Origin of the sequence: Micromonospora zingiberis (assembly GCF_004331455.1) — a bacterium.
In the GTDB taxonomy this organism is placed as follows: domain Bacteria; phylum Actinomycetota; class Actinomycetes; order Mycobacteriales; family Micromonosporaceae; genus Micromonospora; species Micromonospora zingiberis.
In genome coordinates this window covers 127,844-147,467 of the sequence record NZ_SJJR01000008.1, presented here as the reverse complement: position 1 = coordinate 147,467, position 19,624 = coordinate 127,844, and the positions used below count along the sequence as shown (strand labels likewise).

General features: G+C 71.0%; 15 protein-coding genes. 5 read left to right on the top strand and 10 right to left on the bottom strand.

The window, feature by feature from the left end:
- Position 1 precedes the first annotated feature (1 nt).
- Together E0H26_RS14340 and E0H26_RS14335 are read right to left on the bottom strand one after the other, a co-directional pair.
- Positions 2–700 carry a hypothetical protein gene (locus E0H26_RS14340; protein WP_131304106.1) on the bottom strand — a complete coding sequence of 233 codons (699 nt, stop codon included), beginning with the start codon at positions 698–700 and terminating at the stop codon, positions 2–4.
- The gene (locus E0H26_RS14335; protein ID WP_240742167.1) at positions 697–1,206 is read right to left on the bottom strand and encodes a DUF6668 family protein; all 510 of its coding nucleotides are present in this window, start codon (positions 1,204–1,206) and stop codon (positions 697–699) included. Before E0H26_RS14335 ends, E0H26_RS14340 begins: the two co-directional genes overlap by 4 nt.
- A 424-nt stretch (positions 1,207–1,630) precedes the next feature.
- Between E0H26_RS14335 and E0H26_RS14330 the strand changes: the two genes are divergently transcribed.
- Complete coding sequence (locus E0H26_RS14330) at positions 1,631–1,972, top strand: hypothetical protein (protein ID WP_131304104.1); 342 nt, start codon at positions 1,631–1,633, stop codon at positions 1,970–1,972.
- Positions 1,973–2,169: 197 nt separating this feature from the next.
- Here E0H26_RS14330 and E0H26_RS14325 read toward each other — a convergent pair whose 3' ends face one another.
- The 3 genes from E0H26_RS14325 to E0H26_RS14315 all read right to left on the bottom strand — a co-directional run bounded on the left by E0H26_RS14325 (position 2,170) and on the right by E0H26_RS14315 (position 5,054).
- Entirely contained in the window at positions 2,170–3,003 is an 834-nt protein-coding gene (locus E0H26_RS14325; protein ID WP_131304103.1) for a hypothetical protein, read from the bottom strand.
- Between the two features lie 428 nt (positions 3,004–3,431).
- Positions 3,432–4,421, bottom strand: coding sequence for a zf-HC2 domain-containing protein (locus E0H26_RS14320; protein ID WP_131304102.1), 990 nt, complete (start codon positions 4,419–4,421; stop codon positions 3,432–3,434).
- A gap of 63 nt (positions 4,422–4,484) precedes the next feature.
- Entirely contained in the window at positions 4,485–5,054 is a 570-nt protein-coding gene (locus E0H26_RS14315; RefSeq protein ID WP_131304101.1) for a sigma-70 family RNA polymerase sigma factor, read from the bottom strand.
- A gap of 379 nt (positions 5,055–5,433) precedes the next feature.
- Here E0H26_RS14315 and E0H26_RS14310 point away from each other — a divergent pair, with 379 nt between their 5' ends.
- Positions 5,434–7,080 carry a ricin-type beta-trefoil lectin domain protein gene (locus E0H26_RS14310; protein WP_131304100.1) on the top strand — a complete coding sequence of 549 codons (1,647 nt, stop codon included), beginning with the start codon at positions 5,434–5,436 and terminating at the stop codon, positions 7,078–7,080.
- 74 nt (positions 7,081–7,154) lie between these two features.
- Here E0H26_RS14310 and E0H26_RS14305 read toward each other — a convergent pair whose 3' ends face one another.
- A complete protein-coding gene (locus E0H26_RS14305) occupies positions 7,155–8,657 on the bottom strand; it encodes a S8 family serine peptidase (RefSeq protein WP_131304099.1) in 1,503 nt (500 codons plus the stop codon).
- A 224-nt stretch (positions 8,658–8,881) separates the two neighbouring features.
- Between E0H26_RS14305 and E0H26_RS14300 the strand changes: the two genes are divergently transcribed.
- Positions 8,882–11,077, top strand: a complete 2,196-nt coding sequence (locus E0H26_RS14300; protein WP_131304098.1) for a hypothetical protein — start codon at positions 8,882–8,884, stop codon at positions 11,075–11,077.
- Here E0H26_RS14300 and E0H26_RS14295 read toward each other — a convergent pair.
- From E0H26_RS14295 to E0H26_RS29325, 3 genes are all read right to left on the bottom strand, one after another.
- Positions 11,056–13,023 (bottom strand): hypothetical protein, encoded by a 1,968-nt coding sequence (locus E0H26_RS14295; protein ID WP_131304097.1) that lies wholly within the window; start codon positions 13,021–13,023, stop codon positions 11,056–11,058. The two genes, E0H26_RS14300 and E0H26_RS14295, sit on opposite strands and share 22 nt — an antisense overlap.
- A 201-nt stretch (positions 13,024–13,224) precedes the next feature.
- Complete coding sequence (locus E0H26_RS14290) at positions 13,225–14,376, bottom strand: ricin-type beta-trefoil lectin domain protein (protein WP_240742166.1); 1,152 nt, start codon at positions 14,374–14,376, stop codon at positions 13,225–13,227.
- Between the two features lie 513 nt (positions 14,377–14,889).
- Positions 14,890–15,201, bottom strand: a complete 312-nt coding sequence (locus tag E0H26_RS29325; protein ID WP_165521869.1) for a cupin domain-containing protein — start codon at positions 15,199–15,201, stop codon at positions 14,890–14,892.
- 294 nt (positions 15,202–15,495) lie between these two features.
- On the opposite strand from E0H26_RS29325, the gene E0H26_RS14280 reads away from it, so the two are divergent.
- Both E0H26_RS14280 and E0H26_RS30320 read left to right on the top strand, forming a co-directional pair.
- A complete protein-coding gene (locus E0H26_RS14280) occupies positions 15,496–16,086 on the top strand; it encodes a hypothetical protein (RefSeq protein WP_131304094.1) in 591 nt (196 codons plus the stop codon).
- Between the two features lie 9 nt (positions 16,087–16,095).
- Positions 16,096–16,728, top strand: coding sequence for a copper resistance CopC family protein (locus E0H26_RS30320; protein ID WP_131304093.1), 633 nt, complete (start codon positions 16,096–16,098; stop codon positions 16,726–16,728).
- A gap of 696 nt (positions 16,729–17,424) precedes the next feature.
- Here E0H26_RS30320 and E0H26_RS14270 read toward each other — a convergent pair.
- Positions 17,425–19,590, bottom strand: coding sequence for a peroxidase family protein (locus tag E0H26_RS14270; protein WP_131304092.1), 2,166 nt, complete (start codon positions 19,588–19,590; stop codon positions 17,425–17,427).
- Positions 19,591–19,624 lie beyond the last annotated feature (34 nt).

The window sequence follows — 19,624 nt, the reverse complement described above, 5'->3', positions numbered from 1 at the left end:
GTTATTTGGTGAGGTCGAGCCAACTGACGATGGGACCGGCGGTGGTGGCGAGCAGGCACGCCGCGAGGACGAACGAGAGGTGCTTGGTGTACTCGGTCCGCTCTTCGAGCGCACCACGACGCAGCTGAGACGCCAGCGTCGCGCCGGTGATGAGCAGTCCGGTCACGGCCGCGGCGCTCACCAGCCACGCCATGAAGTCGAGCAGCTTCCGGATCGATCCGTGCTGGTTGGTGTTGATCGTGTACGCCTCGATCGCGGGCGGCGAGAAATGGACACTGTTGACCGGGACGTCACACTCGAACTTCCCGGCGTGCACCAACCCCGAGATCGTGCAGCTGGTCGCCCCGGTGATCTCGATGTTGTCCTTGGTCACCGATTCGCCAACGAGACCCGTGTGCATCTCGACGTCCATCTTCACGCTGTCGCCCGGCTTGTACGCAGCGGACATGTCGTAGGACCCGTCTGTCGAGTTCCGCTTCCCCGTGCACTCCCGGTCACCGTTGTTGGCGGCATTCCTCGCCATGGTGGTGGTGGTCTTCAGACAGAGGGTGTAGTTGTAGACGGCGCCACCGCCGTGGATCTTCACGGTGTAGGTGTCCTCCGCCGCCGTCGCACCCGAGGGCGCCAGCATGCCCAGGCTGAGCAGCCCCAGCACGACGCCGACCACGACGGTCGCCGCGTTGCGGACAGCCCTGGTCATGGTTGCCTCCGCGCTTCGGCACGGGGGCCCACCACCGTGACGAGTCGGGTCAGTTGCCGGGGCAGGCGCTTCGGCTCCTCGCCCACCCGGTACGACGGGATCCAGGGCACCCGGTGCACGGGGGCGATCGACCGCAGCAGGCGGATCCGGCCGAGCAGCGGCGCCGGCAGCCCGCCGGGAGCGTCGGCGATCAGCACCACGCCGACCAGCCGCATCCCGGCCGGGTGCCGGCCGTCCTTCATGGCGTGCAGCGCCCGGGACACCGCCCGCAGCCCGTCGGAGTTCGTCCGTCCGACCACCATGACCTGGGCGGGTTCGGCGAGGGCCGGGTCCGGCCAGCGGCAGCCGATGTCGGTGCCGCCCAGCAGCCGGGTCAGCGTGCTCGCGCCGGCACCGCCGTGCGCGCCGATCCACCCGATGCCGTCCTCGGAGAGGCTGTCGCGCCGCCAGGCCGGGCCGTCGCCGTACGCTGGTACGCCAAACGGCTCCCCTGGCCCCGATCTCATGGTCGAAGCCCCTGGTCGTTGGAGCGCCACGGATCCGTTGCCCATCTGCCTCGCCTCCTTCCCTGTTCGCCGCTGCGGTCACCGGCCGCACCACCGGCCACTGGTGACTGCCGCTTAACGGCGCTACCGGACGCTCGGTTCAGGACGAGTTCCGAGTTTTTTCTCGGAACATCTCTCGCCCGGCGAACCCAGCGGCGGCGTGCCCGTAGAACGGGGTGTAGCCGACCCCTGGAGGAGACCGATGCGCCCACCGCGTTCCCGCCAGAACGAAGCCGTCCGCAGTCCGATCTCGCGACGACGTCCGTGGCCGAGCCCGACCCCACCGCCCAGGGGTGTCGCGACGGCGGCGGCACTCGCCAGCCTTCGCCGGGCGCAGTACGCGGAGGCCGCCGCGACGCCGGCCATCACCGACGGGAGTCGGCGGGTGGAGCAGCCACAGGTCCAGGACACCGACGCGCACGGCGCAGAGCGTGACCGCGCCTGGGCCCGCGCCAACCAGGCCCGGGGCCTGGCGGCGAAGGAGTACCTCGACGACCGGGCCACCCCGACCGGGCACCCCGCCGCTGCCAAGGAGTCACGCGAGCGGTACTGGACCGCCGCCGATCACTCCCGCTGGCGGCGGTTGGCCCTGGCCGCCCCGGCCACTCCCCGGTTCACCTCGGCGGCGCGGCTCACCAGCGTGCGCAGCGCCGGGGCGAGGAGCCAACCCGGCCTGCTCCCGACGTCCACCGCATCCCGGCGCCGCACCAGGGCACACGCCCGCTGAAACCGTTGGCTGCGCAAAGCCCCCGGATGCCGGTGTACCGGCATCCGGGGGCTCAGTGGTGGGGCGGGACACCGGCAAATCATCAGGTAATGCCTGTGTTGGACGGGATGCCGTCCACGTCGACGGCCACGCTACCCGGGCTTCTGCCGATTCGCCCAGCCACCGCCAGATTGCGGCTCAACCGCACACGCCGCTGATCATGCCTTCTTCTTCCCCTTCTTATCGCGCTTATCGCGATGGCTTTCGCCCTGCTCCGGCAGGTTCCGTGACGGACCGGCCACCGGGGCAGTTTTGCTCCTGCCCGGAGGGCGCGGGGCCGGCACCCTACTGCGCGATGACTCGGCGGAAGCCCCGATTCTCGAACTGGCCCGCGACAATTGCGACTCGAGATCCGAGACCTGCCGAGACAAACTCTCGAATTCTTTGCCCTTGGCCTTCTTCTCCGAAGGCTTGGTACCCCACTTCGCAACCTGGACCGCCATCTGCGCCACGTCGATTCCGAACTTTGCGTTTTCGAGACCACTCTGCTTCGACAGATCGATCCCCAAGCGCGCCAAGCCCAGAGCAGATCCAGTTACGTTGGCCGCGAAGTAGTAAGGATTTTTACGAGCCTCCCCACCTTCGACGCCCCAGTAGAATTCGGACACCGCGGTTCCCAGGTTGGTGGCAGCGTTGACAACGTCAAGCGCCACTTCGGCTCCGAATACGTTACCCGCATAATCCTTGACCGTGGCTCCGAAAGCGGTCAAGGTGGTCGCGACGTTGGCAACGTCCTCGGCCTTACTGGTCGAGTCCGGAGTAGGCCTGGTCACCGCATTTTTCACCGCACGTGCGGCCGACTTCAGATAGCTCCTGGATTCCGCCTGCACCTGCCGAGCCGCAAGCGCGTCCGCCTGAGCCTGAGCCTGCGCATTCGCAAACGCCTCCGCCTGCGTCTGCGAATAATCCTGCGCCTCCCCCAGCGCATCCGGATACGAATCAAGATCGAGGCCACCCATCTGCGCCTCAAGATCATAATCGTCGTTTGCCACTTGACCTGCCTCTCCGTTAGGACCACACCGCCCCGTTGGCGGATGTCGGTGATGATCGACAAGAGTCGACCCACGTGGCTTCCTTTTCGGTGCGGCTCAACATGGGGCACTACGAGAACCGGATTAGCTGCACGGCCGCCGCTGCGATGACACCCCGGACGGTCCGGTCACCGTCAACTCCGGCCCTGGAAAACCTGCCTCATGTCGCCGCTCCGATCCGGCTACTCACGCTGCCTCTTGCCGCGATGACGGATGCGACACGGTCTCGGTTCACCGGTTCGGCAAACTTTCTGGGCTGGCCGCAGGGACGTGTTCACCAGGGGACGCGGCAACAGAACCGAGGCCGAAGATCGCCAGGGAAGGAACGGTCGCGGCCCCGCCCAACCGGAGCAGGGCCGGTCAGCGGGGCGAGGCCGAATCCTGAGCGGTCAGCGGGGGGAGGCGGGACTCTGGGCGATCGGCGCGGTCACGATCGCGGAGCCGTCGGTCAGCCCGACGGTGATGAACGACAGCTGGTCGACCGGTAGGGAGGTTTCGCCGGCCACTTCCTGTGGCCCCGATGTCGCGGTCCAGTCCCGGATGGCGTGGGTGGCGCCGTCGCGGGTCACCGCGAACAACCGGTATCGGGTGCCCTGCCGCAGGCCACTGGCGGTGATCCGGATCGTGGCGCCACCCCGCTCGCCTTCGGTGATCACGACGGAGAGACTGGCCCCGTAGCCCGGTGCCTCTCCGGTGGCGATCAACACCGGATCGGGTCGGGAAGTCCACTCGTTGACGACCGCCACCCCGCCGGCCAGGGCCAGGACGAGTGCTGCCGCGCCGGCCCAGAGCGCCCGGCGCCGTCGCCGCGAAGCGGCCGTAGAGGCTGGTCGCGTGCTGGCGGGACGCCTGGCACCCGGGCGGCTGCCGGTCGGTCGGACCGGGCCGGCGCCCGCCTCGCCGCCGCGCCCCGGACCGGCCGGTGCGCCGCCGGTCCCGGCGGCGGTTGCCGGAGGATCGGTGTGCTGGGGACTGTCCACGCCAGGGGCGACGCCGAGCGTCGACGCATCAGGGTCGGATGCGGCCTGCGGCGGAGCTGCCGCGACCGGCGGCGCGGGCTGCGGCGGACCGGCGGCGACCGGCGGCGCGGGCAGGGGCGGGCCGGCGTCGGCCGACGCCGTAGGTACGGATGGCACCGGGCCTGCGTCGGTGGAGGGCGTCGACAGCGATGGCTCGTCGGTGGGCAGTGACCAGTCGGCGTCGCCGAGGCCGGCCAGGCCGCTGATCGACGGGCCGATCGCGGCCGCCTCGTCGAGGCAGTGCCAGCAGCCGGCGAGGTGCGTCTCGAACGACTCGCGTTCCGCGTCGTCCAAGGCACCCATCAGGTAGAGGGCCAGCCTCTCCTGCTCGGCCGTGGCGTGATCCCCGCCTGCGCGCATCCAGCCCTCTCCTCAACGGGTCGGCACCACGCGGTGTCTGTCTGGGTCCGGGGCGACCTTGGGTCAGGACGACTCGGTCGAGCCGATCGCGGCATGCAGTGCGCGTACCGCGTAATAGGCTCTGGATTTTACCGTACCCTCGGGTATCCCCAGCCGCACCGCCGCCTCAGCCACTGAGGCGCCCCGGTAGTACATCTCCAGCAGCACCGCACGGTGCTCTGGACTGATTTTTCCGAGCGCACTGCGCACCGCGTGCACGCTCACCACCCGGTCCATCTCGTCGTCCGTGGTGGGGACCCGGTTCAGGTCCGGCAGGCTGACCTCGGGCGGTCGGGCCTGCCTGGCCCGCATGGCGTCGATCGCCACGTGCCGGGCCACCGTGTAGAGCCACGGTGCGATCTTCGACGGATCGGCGGCGAGGGTCTGCGCGTTACGCCAGGCCCGCAGGAACGTCTCCTGCACCAGGTCCTCGGCGAGATCCTGCTGCCCGAGCAGCAGGCGGGTGAGGAAGCGGTGCAGGGGCCGACGGTATTCGTCGACGATCTGCCTCAGCAGCGCCTCGGCGGCGGACGGCACGACGGCGGCACTGTCCGGAAGACACGGTCCAATCGCCTCGTTGGGCACCGCCGACACAGGCCGCCTCCCTGACGGACGGATCGCATCCTGCCGGCCGGGTGAACAACGGTACGTGTCCTCACGGCCCTGACCGCGAGCATAGCCGTACCGGGGTGGGGGTGCCCTGCCCAGGTCACCCCTCCACCCACCGCTGTGTCCACAGAATTCACCCCCGGCGCATAGCGCCTGGTCAGCATGTTTGTCCTCCACTTTCGACGGTGTGGCTCGGCGGTCAGGTCTGGTGGGCCGCGGTGTGGCGGCGCTGCCCGGTTGACGGCTGTGCGGGGAGGTTGGTTCAGTGCCGGTCGACACGAATTGAAAAATGTCGCCCCGACCATGAACGCCGGACGGCGGAGATCCGTCACGACAGGTGTCGCCACGCCGAAAGGGATGGCCTGTGACCACCGATCTCGTATTCAACAAGCTCAGACTCGGCCGTACGCCACGCAAGGTGCTGGCGGCCGTGCTGGCCGCGCTGGCGATCCTCTCCGCCGTCGTCGCCACCATCAACTGGGGTGTCGCCTCAGCCCGCGACGACACCGTCGTCGGCGAATCGGTCACCAAAAAGCAGATGACCGCCATCGTCGCCGCGGCCCGGTCCTGTCCGGTGCTCACTCCGGCCCGGATCGCCGGGCAGCTGATGACCGAATCAGGGCTCGACCCTCGGGCGCGGGACACCGCCTCCGGCGGGCGGGGCATCGCCGGCCTGAACGACGAGGACTGGAAGAGGTGGAAGCCCTGGCCGGACGCCAGCCGCTCCGACGTCTCCGCCAGCGTGCTGGCCCTCGCCCACCAGATGTGCGACTTCACCGGGCAACTCCGGCTGGCCGGCACCCCCGGTGACCAGTGGCGCCTGGCGGTGGCCGCCTTCCACACCGGGCTGCCGGCGGTCACCCGGGCCAAGGGCGTACCCGCCGAGGCCGTCGAGTACGTCGACCTGGTCAGCGGCTACGCCGGGTACTACGGCAAGCTGAAGCAGTTCGGCGGGCCTGGTCTGCCGACCGCGACGCCCCCGCCCGCCAGCGACGCGAAGGGGGTACCCGCGCCGTATGTTCGGCTTGTGGTCAGCGCCGGGTCGGTCTGCGACCAGGTGACTCCGGCGATGGTGGCCGCACAACTCATGACGCTGTCCGGGTTCGACGCCAACAAGCTCGGCTCGGAAGGGCAGCGGGGCATCGCGCAGTTCCTGCCCGAGGTGTGGCAGACCTACGGCCCGGACGGTGGCTCCGCCTGGGACCCGACGGCGGCGATCCCGGCCGTGGGCAACGCGATGTGTGGCCTTGCGGACGAGCTGGCCAGTCTCGACGGTGACCCCTACCTGTTGGCCCTCGCGGCCTACCGCAACGGCCCCACCGCGGTACGGCAGACCGGTGGCAGTTTCGACCAGGGCACCGAGACGTTCCTACGCGCGGTGAAGGCCCTCACCGACCTCTACGCGCTGGACACCCGGCTGACCAAGCCCACGCCGACCAAACCCGCCCCGTCGGCACCGCCGACGTCGCAGGCTCCCGACCCGGATCCCAGCTCGTCGGACGAGGCACCGTCGCCGAGCCCGAAGACGCCCAGCACGCCGCCTTCCGACACGTCCGAGCCGGACACGAAGCCGACCACCGCGGCACCGAAGCCGACGACGGCCGCGCCGAAGCCGGCACCGAAGCCGCAGCGTCCCGCCGGCGCCAAGCAGATCTTCCACCCGCGTACCGGGCTCTGCGTCAGCTCCGGCAGCACCGGCGACGGCACCCGCCTCGAACTGCGCACCTGCACCGAGGCTCCGGCACAGTGGTGGGACGTCCGTAACGACGGCACGATCCGTTCCCGTGGACTGTGCATGGACATCGCCTGGGGCGGTTCCGAGGACGGCACCGCGATCCAGGTGGCCATCTGTAGCGGGAACCCGGCCCAGTCCTGGAAGATCAACGACAAGGGCGGCATCATCAGCCAGCTCAACGGCAAGTCGGTCGACGTCGACATGAACGCCAAGGGCAAGCCGCTGGAACTCTGGATCTACGTCGCCAACGCCGAGCAGACCTGGCGACTGCGGTAACCGACGGCACGAACGGAAAACGGGGTACGGGCCCACAGCCCGTACCCCGTTTCCGTGGGTGGTGACCTGGCGGCTCAGCTGTACGCGCGGCGGCGGTGCAGGCCCAGCGCCAGGAAGGCGCCACCACCGACCAGTGCGACGCCGATCAGGACGAGAGTGGCCACGCCACCGCCACCCCCACCGCCGCCGCCGCTCACCCCGGTCCCGGTCGGCTGCTCGCCCTCGATGGTCCGAGCGAGCGACACCGCCGGATTGATCATTCCGGCGCCGTACCCGGTGTCCGGGGTGTCACCGCCCACCGCGTCGGCGGTGCCCTGGATCCGCTGCTCGACCTGGACCGCGCTCAGCTCCGGATAGGCGGCCCGGACGAGCGCCGCCTGCCCGGCCACGAAGGCGACCGCGAAGCGGGTGCCGGTGTAGCTCAACGGGCCGGCGTCGCCGGGCCCGATGCCGGTCACGTCCGCGCCAGGCGCGACCACCTCCACCGTGTCCGGCTGGTACTCGTCGACCAGCTTGTTGTCGGCACCGACACCGCCGACCAGCAGCAGCGCGCCGGTGGCCTTGGGTTCGGTGGGTGAGGGCAGCGTGACGGGCTTGGTCGGGGCGCCCGCCACCACGATCACGTCGTGGTTGAGCGCGGTGGTGATCGACGCGGTGACCGCCGGGGCGGCCAGGTCCACGTGCGAGCCGAGGGCGAGTACCGACGCGCCAGCGCTCACCGCCACCTCGATGGCGTTCGCCGCGTCCGTGGCCCGCGCGTTACCCGACTTGCCGACCATCCGCACCGGCAGGACGGTGGCGTCGGGGGCGAGGCCGACGGGTGCCTGCTGGACACCGGCGTTCCCCGCGATGATGCTCGCCATCGCCGTGCCGGTGCCCAGGCAGTCGGTGTCCCCCCGGCCGTTGCCGACGGTGACGTCCGCGCCGACCGCCACACGGCCGCTGAGCTGTTGGAGGCCGCCGTCCACGCCCGAGTCGACCACCGCCACCATGACGCCGTTACCCCGGCTCAGATCCCATGCCCCGTCGGCGGCCAACCGCATCTGCGCCCAGTCCGAGCGGCTGCTGGACCCGGCGACCGCGGTACAGCCGGGGGCGGCCTTCGTACCGGTGGGCGACGGGCTGGGACTGGGGCTGGGGCTGCCGCTGGGGCTGGGACTCGCGGAGGGCCTCGCGGTGCCGGTGGGGCTGGGTGCCTTGGTGGGCGACTTCGTGCCGGACGGGACCTGCCCGTACTCCACTCCCTCGCCGACCGCGTCCCACGGCAGCACCAGGTACCAGCCACGGTTGAGCCGGGCCGGGTCGGTCAGGCTTTTCCCGTCCGGCTGCACCCGGCCGGCGTTGAGGTTGTAGATCTCCGCAGATCGTTCGCCGCTGCCGAGAAACCGAGTCGCGATCTCGGTGAGGTTCTCCGGCTGTCCCTGGTACGCCGCGGTGACGACGTAGTACTTGACGTATGCCTGCGGGTCCGGCGGGGCCTTCTGGGCCGCTGCCGTACCGGCCATCGCCACGACCAGGCAGCAGACGGCCGCCACGCCCGCGAGCAGGCGGCCAACGTTCGGGCGCTTCGCCAGCACTGATGTTCCTCCTTCAGTAGCCCGGCCGATCAGCCCGGCCGACACCCTCTACAGCGGATCTGCGCCGCATCCGTTCAATCTGATCGGCAAAAACGTTCGAACACAGGTGAACCAGAGCCCGATGACCATCGTCGTGATGACGTAAGGGCCAGGAGACCAGGTCATGTGGTGGGTTCGCCGGCCGTCACCCGCACGCTGAACCCTGCGGACGGTGGTGAGAGCGCATGGACACAGTCAGGACGATAGACGCGGACGCAGACCAGCCCTCGGCTGCACTCCGCTTCGATCCCCGCCGGCACCGGCGGATCCCCGGCCTGTTCGATCTCTGGCTGGCCCCGGGTGGGCGCGGTGGTCTGGTGCTGCCGGCCAAACCCGACCGTCCCCTCACCGCGCGGGCCATCACCGACCTGGTCCTACGCTCCGGTGAGGCCGCCGACGACGTACGGATCCTGACCGACGACGGTGCCCGGCACGCCGACCTGTTCAGCGAGGTGGCCGGGCTGCTCGCGCACGACATCCTGGTCAGCCCCAAGGGCACCGAGATTCGGCAGCACGGCCGGCAGGGCGGGCCGATGCACGCGGTGCCGTTCGATCGGGAGGCCGGGAACAGCCGGGACTGGCTGGTCATCCAGCCGCCCGATCTGGCCACGCCGCTGCCCGGCTGGTTCACCGTCGAGCGTGGTCTGGTGCGCCCGCGTACCGGCGTGGTGGGTCTGCCCCTGCACGGCGGAGTCGTCCTCGCCACCCGGGCCGACTTCGTCACCCGACGCGCCACCGCGCACCGGCTCGGCACGGCCCCGGACGGGCTGGTGACCGTCGCGGTCACCGCCCGGGCCGGTGGCTTCCTGGTCGGCGACTACGGCGGTACGCAGCGGGTCTACCGTGGCGACCAACTGGCCGCTCTGCTCGGCGACCTACCGCTCTACGGCAGCGATCTGCGGCTCTGGCTGACCTGGCCATCCGATCCCCAGGAGCAGCAGAGCCTCGTCGCCCAGGCGCGGGAGTTGGCGGAGACGACCGGCGCCACGGTCTGGACGCCGCCGCCGGGTGGTAGCGCGGAGCTGGTCGACGGCCGGCGGGATCTGCGCGCACTCGACCACGCGGGGCGGCCCGCCGAATGGCAGGCGTACCGGCCGCCGTTCGCCGCCGGCCCACCCGCGCTACGCACGACGCCGACCGGCCTGCTCGTCGCGGCGTCCGCCGGGCTCAGCGTCACGGTGCATCCCACGTCACCGCCGGACACCGAACAGCCGGATACCGAGCAGCCGGACGTCGAGCCGCCGGATACCGAGCAGCCGATGGCGGAGCTGGCCCTCCAGCCGACGGTCACCACCGACGCTTCGCACCCCCACCAGCCACTCGCGCCGACACCGGACAGCACACCGGAGCAGGCGGACCAGCCAGCACCGGAGCAGACCGACCAGCCAGCACCGGAGCAGGCGGACCAGCAGGCGGAGCACGCGGACCAGGCGGCGGACGCGGACCAGGCAGCCGGGCCGGCAACGGAGCAGACCGGCCAACGGTCGCCGGAGAAGACCGAGGTCGTGCCGGAGACGCCCCTCCCCCGCCCCGCGATGGCCGGCGAGGACCGCCGGGCGGGGTACGGCCTGGGGTGGCTGTCCCCGGGGCAGCAGGTCAACGCCGAACGATTCGAGGCGTTCGTCGTGTCGCCGGTCGAAGCCCAGGCGGTCGGCGGTGGACTGCCCGGCGCCGAGCTGTTCCTGCTCGCGTTCCTGGATCCACGGTCAGTGCCGGACGGCCGTCACCTGCTGCGGGTACGGGTCGAGCCGGGCGGCGCGATTCCGATGGCCGCGCTTCGCGCGCAGCTGCCCGCACGCCTGCAACACCTGCGTGGTCTGCGCGAGGCGTACCTGCTGCCAGCGGCACGGCTGGACCGGGCCTTCGCGGTGGACACCTTCGCCATGGACCAGCGTGGTGAGCTGACGTCGACCGGCGAGTGTGCGGGCGAGTCGCTGTCGATCCGCTGTGCCTCGCAGGCCCGGTCGATCGCCGGCCTACCCAACGAGGTGCGGCGCTGGCCGACCTTCGGCACCCGGCGGGCCTACGCCCTCCTGCCGGCCGACCGCGTCCGGCTGCCACGCAACTGGCTCCGGCTCTACCGTCGCCAACCGCCGGTACGGGCCGGACGGCTGCTGGTGGAACTACGGGTGCCGAGGCATCGGGCGATCGACGTGACGGCAACCGCCGACCTGCTCGCCCCGCTCGGCCGGGTCCGCACCCGGGCCGAGTCTCTCCGCGCCGCGCAGGTGGAGCTGATCCTCGCCAGCCGCTCCTACCCACGGGTGCGGGTCCGCCGGGCGTACCGTGCCGAGGCAGGTGCCTGGCAGCGGATACCCCGGCTGGAGCAGGCACCACTGCCGAGCGTCCTGCCCCGGCTTCAGTCCCCGACGGAAAGCTGAGCCGACCACCGGCCGTACGGGACCGGACCGATCACCAACGGGATGTAGCGGCCCTTCGAGCCGGCGGCGAGTCCGCGTATCCCGCCGCCCGCGCCCGCCGGCAGACCCGCGGTGATGACGACGTGGGGCCCGGACACGGTGTCGTCCGGCTCGGGCCACGCGGTCAGCCGGCGGCAGCCGTCGACGGTCTCTGCACCGAGCGCGTCACCAACGACGGCGACCGCCACCCCGGCCTCGTGCAACTGCCGGGCGTACGCCGCAGCCAGCCGGCGACACTCGTCCACGACGCCGACCAGGGTGAAGACGTCCGGCGCCCGCCCCAGGTCGATCTGTAGCTGCCACGGACCCTTGCGGCCCAGCACCAGCGGTACGGCCGCCAGGGGTGCCGGCTCGGAGTCGGCGAGCCAGGCGTAGGCGGGAGCCGACGGGCCGGTCGTGACACCGACCAGGCGCACCAGGATGGGGCCCGATTCGGTCTTCAGTTCGGTCCGGACGTACGGCACCTCGCCGTCGACCGGCAAGGTCGGCCGAGGCAGATCGCGGTCGTCGTCGTCTGACCCCGCGTCGGGCTGCGCCGCTGCCTGCGGGCGAGCGGGCGCGGCTGGCGCGGCTGGCGAGGCAACGGCGAACGGCGGCCACTCGGGCGGCGGTGCCGACGGCGCCTCGGCCGGTGCTGAAGTCTCCAGTGGCAGCCGCGCCTGCTCGGCGGCGGTCAGGTCAGTCAGCGTCGGGACGGAAACCAGCTGACCCGCCACCGGCTCGCCATTCGTCTGGCCGGGCACCTGCGGCCCACGTCGGCCCGCCGAAATCCCGACGCCGGGAGAAGCCGGCCCCGGCGGGACCGCCGGCTGCCCTGAACGGGGCAGACCCGACGCCGGCGAATCGGCAGCCGACGAAGCGGACACGGGCAGCACGGCCGGTTCCGACACGCCGGACGGCACTGGCGTGCCGGGCATCGGCGACGCAGCCGACCTGGTCACCGGAGGCGACACCGGGTCGGCGGACGCTCGGGATGCCTGGGACAACGAGGACGACCGCGGTGTCGCCGGCGGACCTGACAGCAACGACGGCGGTGGGCCCGACGGACCCGGCGGGAACGACGGCGGCGGGCCGGACGGACCCGGCGGCGACGACGGCGGCGGGCCGGACGGACCCGGCGGCGACGACGGCGGCGGGTTCCTCGGATCCGGTGGGGATGCCGACGAGGTGGCCGCCGATGGGCCTGCGGCGAGTTCGGCCGGAGTGGGCGTGTGGTGCCGTTCCGGCGGCCACGGCCCGTCGTCGAGGGTCACCGAACGCATCCGGAATGCCCTCCGGGGCAGCACCAGGATCGCGACCACGGCGAGCGCCACCGCGAGCACGGCAGCCCCGATCCGGATCAGGTTGGGGCTGATGTTGGTCAGCCCGGACTGCGGGCCCTGCGCCCGGGGGCCGGTGACGGCCGGGGTCGTGGGTTCGGCCGCCGGAGGCGACTCGGCCGGGGCGGTTGGCGGTGGGGTGAAGCTCGGCGAGGGCGCCGCGGCGGTCGGCGAGGGCGCTACCGGGCTGGGCGACGGTGCCACCGGACTCGGCGACGCACGGGGGGTCGGCGGTCGGATCGCCGGGAGAGCGCCGGTACGGACCCCCGGCCCGTCGGCGTCGCGTGGCAACACGAGGATCCAGCCGGGTGCGAGCTGCACACCGTCGGTGAAGGTGGTCCCGTCGGGCTGCTCCCGACCCCGGTTGAGGTCGATGATCTCCCGGAACCGGTTTCCGTTGCCGAGGGTGCGCAGCGCGATGCTGTAGAGGTAGTCGCGCTGGCCGTGCACCGGTGGCCCGACGACGTAGTACTTTCCGGTTTCGTCGGCCGGTGCGGCGCTGGCCGGTGCCGCTGCGGCGAGGGGGACGAGCAGCACCGTCAGCAGCAGGGACAAGGTCCACCAGTGGCTCGTCCGTCGACCGCTCATCCGGTGCGAGTACGCCGACGCACCCGGATGCGGCCCCGACGCCCGACACCGACCCGCTGACTCCATTCGTATCCTTCTCTCATCCGTGCTCCGCAGCGTTGCACCGCAGGTCCGGCACGCCGTGCCCACCCGCGTACCGCATCGGTCCCCCGCCGTGGACCGGGCCGGAACATGCCGTCGGCCCGGTCCACCGGGTGTGGCTCAGCGGCCGGCTGGCCGCCAGGTCTGGTTCTCCTGCCCGGGGTTGCATTCCCAGATCTGGAGGGGGGCGCCGTCGGCGGTGTTCCAGTCTCGAACGTCGACGCACTTGCCCGAGTGCGGATTCCGCACCATGCCACGCTCGACGACCCAGACCTGCGCCGGGCCACCGTTGCAGTGCGCCAACTGCACCTTGGCGCCGTTGTCGCGGGACGCCCAGGCGACATCCATGCACTTGCCGAGCGCGACCAGCGACCCGTTGGGGCCGGACGAGAACCGCTGTGCCGGGGTGCCGTTGCACCTCCACAGCTGCAACTGGGCACCGTCGGCGGAGATGCCGCCGGGTACGTCGACGCACTTGTCCTTGTACCCGCGCAGGGCGAAGGCCGAGGAGTCCGGCCCGCCGGGCCGGTCGGCGGGCGGCGGCGCGGTCGCTCCGCTGTTGCGGAAGGTGACCACGAAGTCGGCGCATCCGGGGCAGCTGAACACCGTCTCGTTGCCCGGGACCTTGTCATGGGTCGACCACAGGTAGGCGCGCGGGACGAAGGGACGGAGTGCGGCGGTGTAGGCGCTCTCCGCGTCCCGGTTGGGGTTGACACAGTTGATCCGGTCCCCGCGCCGTGGGTCACGTACGGCGTGGGCTTCGGGGCAGGCGGCGAGCATCTGCCCCCCGGAGCAGTCCGATCTGACGCAGGTTCCCGCCACCGGGTTGGACCCACCGGGGGCGTCGATCGTGATGATGGTGGACAGCGCGTCGACGTAGCTGACGTTGTACCAGGGGGCACCGGAGTTGTTCTGGTCGAAGTTGAACTCGGCCAGGCTCACCGGCTCGGCGCCCCGCTCGCAGCGGTCCGGGTAGGCACCGCAGTCACCCACGAGGCACTTGAAGGTGCTGCCGGGGTCACCGCTGCATCGTTGCCGGGCGAAGAACCGGCCGCGCCAGTGGCCCGGCTGACCGGCATCGGGGATGACGATCGTCTTCGACTCTCCGGGTCGCAGCACGGGCAGGTTGGTGATCGGCCGCGAGCCGTCGGCGCTCTCGCCCGCGCCGATCCACAGCGTCTCGCCGGTCGAGTTGACGAACTTCACCCGTTCCCCGGCTACCGCGTCCGACCTGCTCGACATGACCACGATCAGACCGAGCGCGAGCACCATGATGGACAGGAGGGCGACCCTCCTACCCAGCCGGCCTCTACGGCCCGAGAACAAACCCGTACCCACAGTCATACAGCCCTCCACTGGCCGGATGGGCGGACGCACCAGGTCCGCGGACGAGTGCGGCAGCCGCACGTCCGCATGACGGCGCCGGACCGCCGCCGGTTCACCGGCAGATGGCCCGGGTTGGCGAACATCGGGTTCTCGTCAGCACAGCCGTCCTCTCGTCGGGGCTGCTCCCCGGCCACTGCCGGGCTGCTGGTTACTTGACGGCCGCCATCACCGCCACGTTCAAGCGCACCTGGTGACGGCACATGCCCGGCCCGTATCCCGGCACCTCCAACGGACCCGGTCCGCCCCAACGACACTCCCGTGCCGGGTCCCAGACGGGAAATCTTGGACAGTTTCCGTTAGCTGCTAACGGAAACTGTCCAAGGTCTTGAGAAGGTGCCCTCCCGGCACGCCGTCGGGTGGGCAGGCGGGCCGTGGACGGTGGGCCCGGTCGGGCATGACCTATTCGTCGGGCGTGGCCGTTTGGGGCTGCCGGGAGACCGCTACCAGCATCGCGGTCACCGCGCCCCGATTGTGCAGTGCCCGCAGCGGTAGCGCCGCCAGCCACAGCACGTCACCGCAGCCGACCACCTGACGGGTGCCACCCACCGCCTCCAACTCGACCTGCCCCTGCTCCACGACGACGATGGCATCACGCCATTCGGCCTCGTCGTAGTCGAGCGCGGTGCCCGGTGGCAGCGCCACCACCCGCCGGGTCAGCTCCGGTCGCAGCCGGGAACGCAGGAACGAGAACGGTCCGGCACCGTCTTCCATCAGCGGACGGTACGCGGACCGCAGGGGCGGGTTATTCCAGCGCACGGGGCGCACCCCGGGTGAACCTCAGTCACGGACCGTTCTCCGCTTCGACCGGCGGCTTGGCGCCGCGTCCGACTCCGTTTGTGGTAAGACTTCCGGCGCTCCGAAAACTCATCGGCCCGGCGCCGAACCGGCCCGTCGCGTCGGCCACTGCGGATGATCGAGAACTGCGCAACAACGAATAAGCGCGCCCCGCAGGCCGTCACTTAGCGTGTCCGATAAGTTATCCAGCCCTCTGGATGGAGTCCACACATGACAGTGGCCAAGGAGCAGTCCGCCCGGGGCGGGGTGCTCGGTGCGATCAACACCGCGCATCACCGCGCGGTGTTGGGGCTGTACATGCTCATCGTGCTCGCCCACTGGGCCGAGCATCTGGTTCAGGCGTACCAGATCTGGGTGCTGGGCTGGGCCCGGCCACAGGCCCGTGGCGTGCTGGGCATGCCGTTCCCCTGGTTGGTCAGCTCGGAGTGGCTGCACTACGCGTACGCGATCATCATGCTGATCGGCCTGTTCGCGCTACGTCCCGGCTTCGTCGGTCGGGCCCGGACCTGGTGGACGGTCGCCCTGGTGATCCAGTTCTGGCATCACGTCGAGCACCTGTTCCTCCTGCTCCAGGTGCAGGTCGGCTTCCTGCTGCCCGGGACCGCCGTACCGACCAGTTTCGCCCAGCTCCTGATCCCCCGCGTCGAGCTGCACCTGTTCTACAACTCCATCGTCTTCGTACCGATGCTGATCGCGATGTACCTGCATCTGCGTCCCAACGATCGCGAGAAGATGATGGCGAGGTGCAACTGCACCCCCGAAGGCCGCCGGCGGCTCGCGCTCGCCAACTCCGGCAGCTGACCGGCCATCATGTCTGCCGGACGCCGCGCGTTGGCCATCGTCACCGCCCTCGCCTCCGTCGGGGTCGCGCTCACCATCGCCGCGGTCGTCCGACAGTCCGATGGCGCCCCCGCCCGGGTCCTGACCGTGGACCCGGGCGACGGCGCCGTCCTGACCACCGCACCGGACGCCGTCGTCCTGCGGCTGTCCACCGGCGCGGACGCGGTGCTGTCCCACGTCACCGTGCGCGACAGCACCGGGAAACCGGTCAACGACGGCCGGGCCCGCACCGACGGAGAGGCCGGGCTGCGCCAGGCGGTACGCCTCACCGCCTCCGGCGACTACAGCATCGCGTACCACATCACCTTCACCAACGGGCAGGACGCCACCGACGTCCTGCGCTTCAGCGTCGGCACCGGCATCGCACCCCAGGACACCTCGCCGGTTCCCGACCCGATCCTGGACGCCGCCGACCACGCCCACGGCATCGACCCGATCGGCGCCACGCTGCTGGTGGTCGACGGTGTCGTCCTGGTCGCCGTGCTGGTCCTCCTGCTGCTGCGCCGCCCGCACAATCGCCGACGGTCACCGGCCGAACCCGAGACCGTCCGGGTCGCCTCCGGTCACCTCGACCGGTCACCCCACGAGCCGGGCACCCACTGACCGCAGTACGCCCGCCACGGTTCAGCGCAGTACCAGTGATCTCATGCGCCGCTGTTGCCCCGGTCCACCCACCACGGGTGCCGGGGCAATGCGCAGTCCGGTCGACTGACCGAAGACGGCCCGCCGGTGACAGCCTCTCCGCTCGTGGAGCTGGTAGCCCTCCAGCCGAGACGCCGACCGTTGCGGCCACCACCGGCCGAGCACGCCGCGTTCGTATACGACGCAACGGCGGATCAGCGACAACAGCTGGTGACTTCGCTGGCCCGAGCTGCGCAACGGGCGGCAGATGCCCTCTCCACCCACCGGGAAATTCGAAAGCCGTGGGCTGACGAGAGCAGTGGCGAGACGGACGGGGCTGTTCCGCTCGCCGGAGGGCAGCCCTTCGGCAGTTGCCTCAATCGAGTCACAGAACGTCGGCGAAGCCATCCGACGGGGGCGGCGGCCGGCGCAACCCGCTGGGGGAAACCCACGGCAACCGACAAAGGCGCCGCGGGAGGTGACCGGGGAAGCTACGCGCTGTCCCCGACGACAATGATCCGCAGGACCGGAACTTGCCTGGCGGCGGACCCGGTTTGCGGTAATCGGCCAGCGCGGTCAGCGGGCAGGGCCGCAGACCGCGCCTGAGCAACGGGGTCGGGCTGCACGGTTCGGGCCGGATGCTCGTGGCATCCGGCCCGAACTCGGTGCGGTCGGTGGTTACGACTCACGGTGGCGGCGGGGCCGCCGTGGTGCGCGGGACACCGTGCCGGTCAACGCCAGGCCCGGCGGGAGCAGCGCGGCGAGCGCCGCCGGCTTGGCCGAGCCGAGGTTGCCGAGGGCACGGGTGCGGCTGTTGGGCAGCAGCCGCTCGCCGCTGTTGGGCGGCGGGATGGTCTTGCGTTGGGCGTCGGCCACCCGGAACACGTCCGGCGCCAGTTGGGACCGGGGGATGTCGGTGTTCAGGGAGATGATGTCACCGAGCGACTTGCGGTAGTCAATCTTGAAGGCGGCCCGGACCAGCGGCAGCAGCGGGTCGTTGGCGTAGTGGAACCGGTCCCCGTCGCGCAGCGCGGTGAACTCCTTGCGCCACATCGCCAGTTGCAGCTCGCCGAAGTCCCGACCGGGCAGGTTCGGCTCGGCGATCATGCCGACGAACGCGTCCAGCCGGTCCACGCTGCCGTAGACGGCCTTGAGCCGGGCGGCCAGCGGCGTACGACGCTCGGCCCGCACCGCGTTGTCGGCCGCGGGCGTGGTGCGCTTGCCCTTGACGTCGTACAGCGCGGTGAAGTCCAGGCTGTCCAGGTCGTCGATCTCGGCTCCGGGGGTGAGCTTCGGGTCGGCCGGGAAGGACTCCGTACGCTCCCCCGTGATCGCCTTGAACGACGACTTGCGCGGCAGGCCGTACGCGGCCCGCATGTCGTTGTAGCTCGGCATGCCGTGGTCGCGGCTCCGGGCGATGTCGATCGCGCCCAGGTCGTTGCGGCCCGGCAGGCAGGGCGGCAGCGCCGGGTCGTCCGAACAGTTCGGGTTGCCCGGTACGGGGATGAAGAACGGGAAGCTGCGCAGCATGTTGCTGATCAGCTCGTCGTTGCGGGTCTGCGGGCGCAGCCCGACACCCTGGAGCATCGGCCCGAGCTGGAGCAGTTCCAGCAGGTCCGGGTTGAAGAAGGCGTCCTCACCCATCGGGATCATCAGCTTGACGGTGTTGCCCTCGACGGTGACCTCGACGTCCAGCTCCCGCAGCCGGTTCAGGGTCTGCTCGCTGTAGCGGCCGACCTTCGCCTCGAGCCGGAAGTCACCCCGGATCTGGCTGTGCGCGCGATATCCGACGGTGGCGAACTCGTTGGTCACCGAGGCGTCCACGCCGGGCTTGTAGCCGCTGTAACGGGGCAGGTCCACGCCGAGCGACGGCAGGAACTGGGTGTAGGTGATGTACTGCTTCTCGGCGGCGACCACCGTCCGGGCGATCTCGAACTTGTCCTGCTCGGGCAGCCAGTTGGGCAGTTGGCCGACGATCCGGTTGTGTTCCCGGGCGAAGAGGGTCTGGATGGCCAGCAGCGCCGGGTTCTCGTTGGCCCGCTGGTCACCGGCGACCGCCGCCTTCTCCGGGGTGTTGAACAGCTGCCCGCCCGCGACCATGTTCGGCGCGGTGGAGGCGTCGCCCCGGGTGTCGCGCCGGGGCAGGTAGCCGCCGGGCATCAGCAGCTTGGCGCCGTTGTTGCGCGGGTCGCCGTCGACCCGGCCCTCCCGCATCCAGTCCAGCCGCTCGTGGCTGTTGCCGTAGACGGCGGCCGCGTCGAGGTAGGAGCTGACGGTGTTGATCTGATCCCGGGGGGTGGTGATGCCGGTGTCGTCGGCCGGTCGGGACCGGTCGAACGGGATGATGCCGATGTCGTTGCGGAACGACTCCATCGGGTCGGCGTTGTCGAAGGCGATGTTGCGGGTCTCCCCCGGCGGGCTGACCAGCCGCCGGCCGAGACGTTGGGCGATGCTGTGGTCCACGAACTGGCCCCACACGAAGCCCCACTGGCTGACCCCGTGCGGTGAGTAGAGGTTCTGGTCCATGTCGTTGAAGATCCGGTTGCTGACGTACCGCTCCGACGGCAGGTCGACGATCTCGTTGAGTCCGTCGGCGTACCAGGCGGGTCCGACCCGGGGATAGATCGTGTCGATCTTTCCCCAGGTGGGGTTCGCCCGGTTGTTGGCGGACCCGTCGATGCTCTGCACCTCCCACAGGCCGAGGATCCGGTCGCTACGGCCCGCGCCGGCCTGGGCCGGTGCGCTGATGCTCACCCCGGCGGCCACCACCACGGCGACCACCGCCGCCTGTGCCGCTCTGACTGATCGGTGCCGGCCGGGCCGACCGGCTGCGACTACGCGCATGCCCAACTGCTCCCTTCGACGTGACGTTCACGAT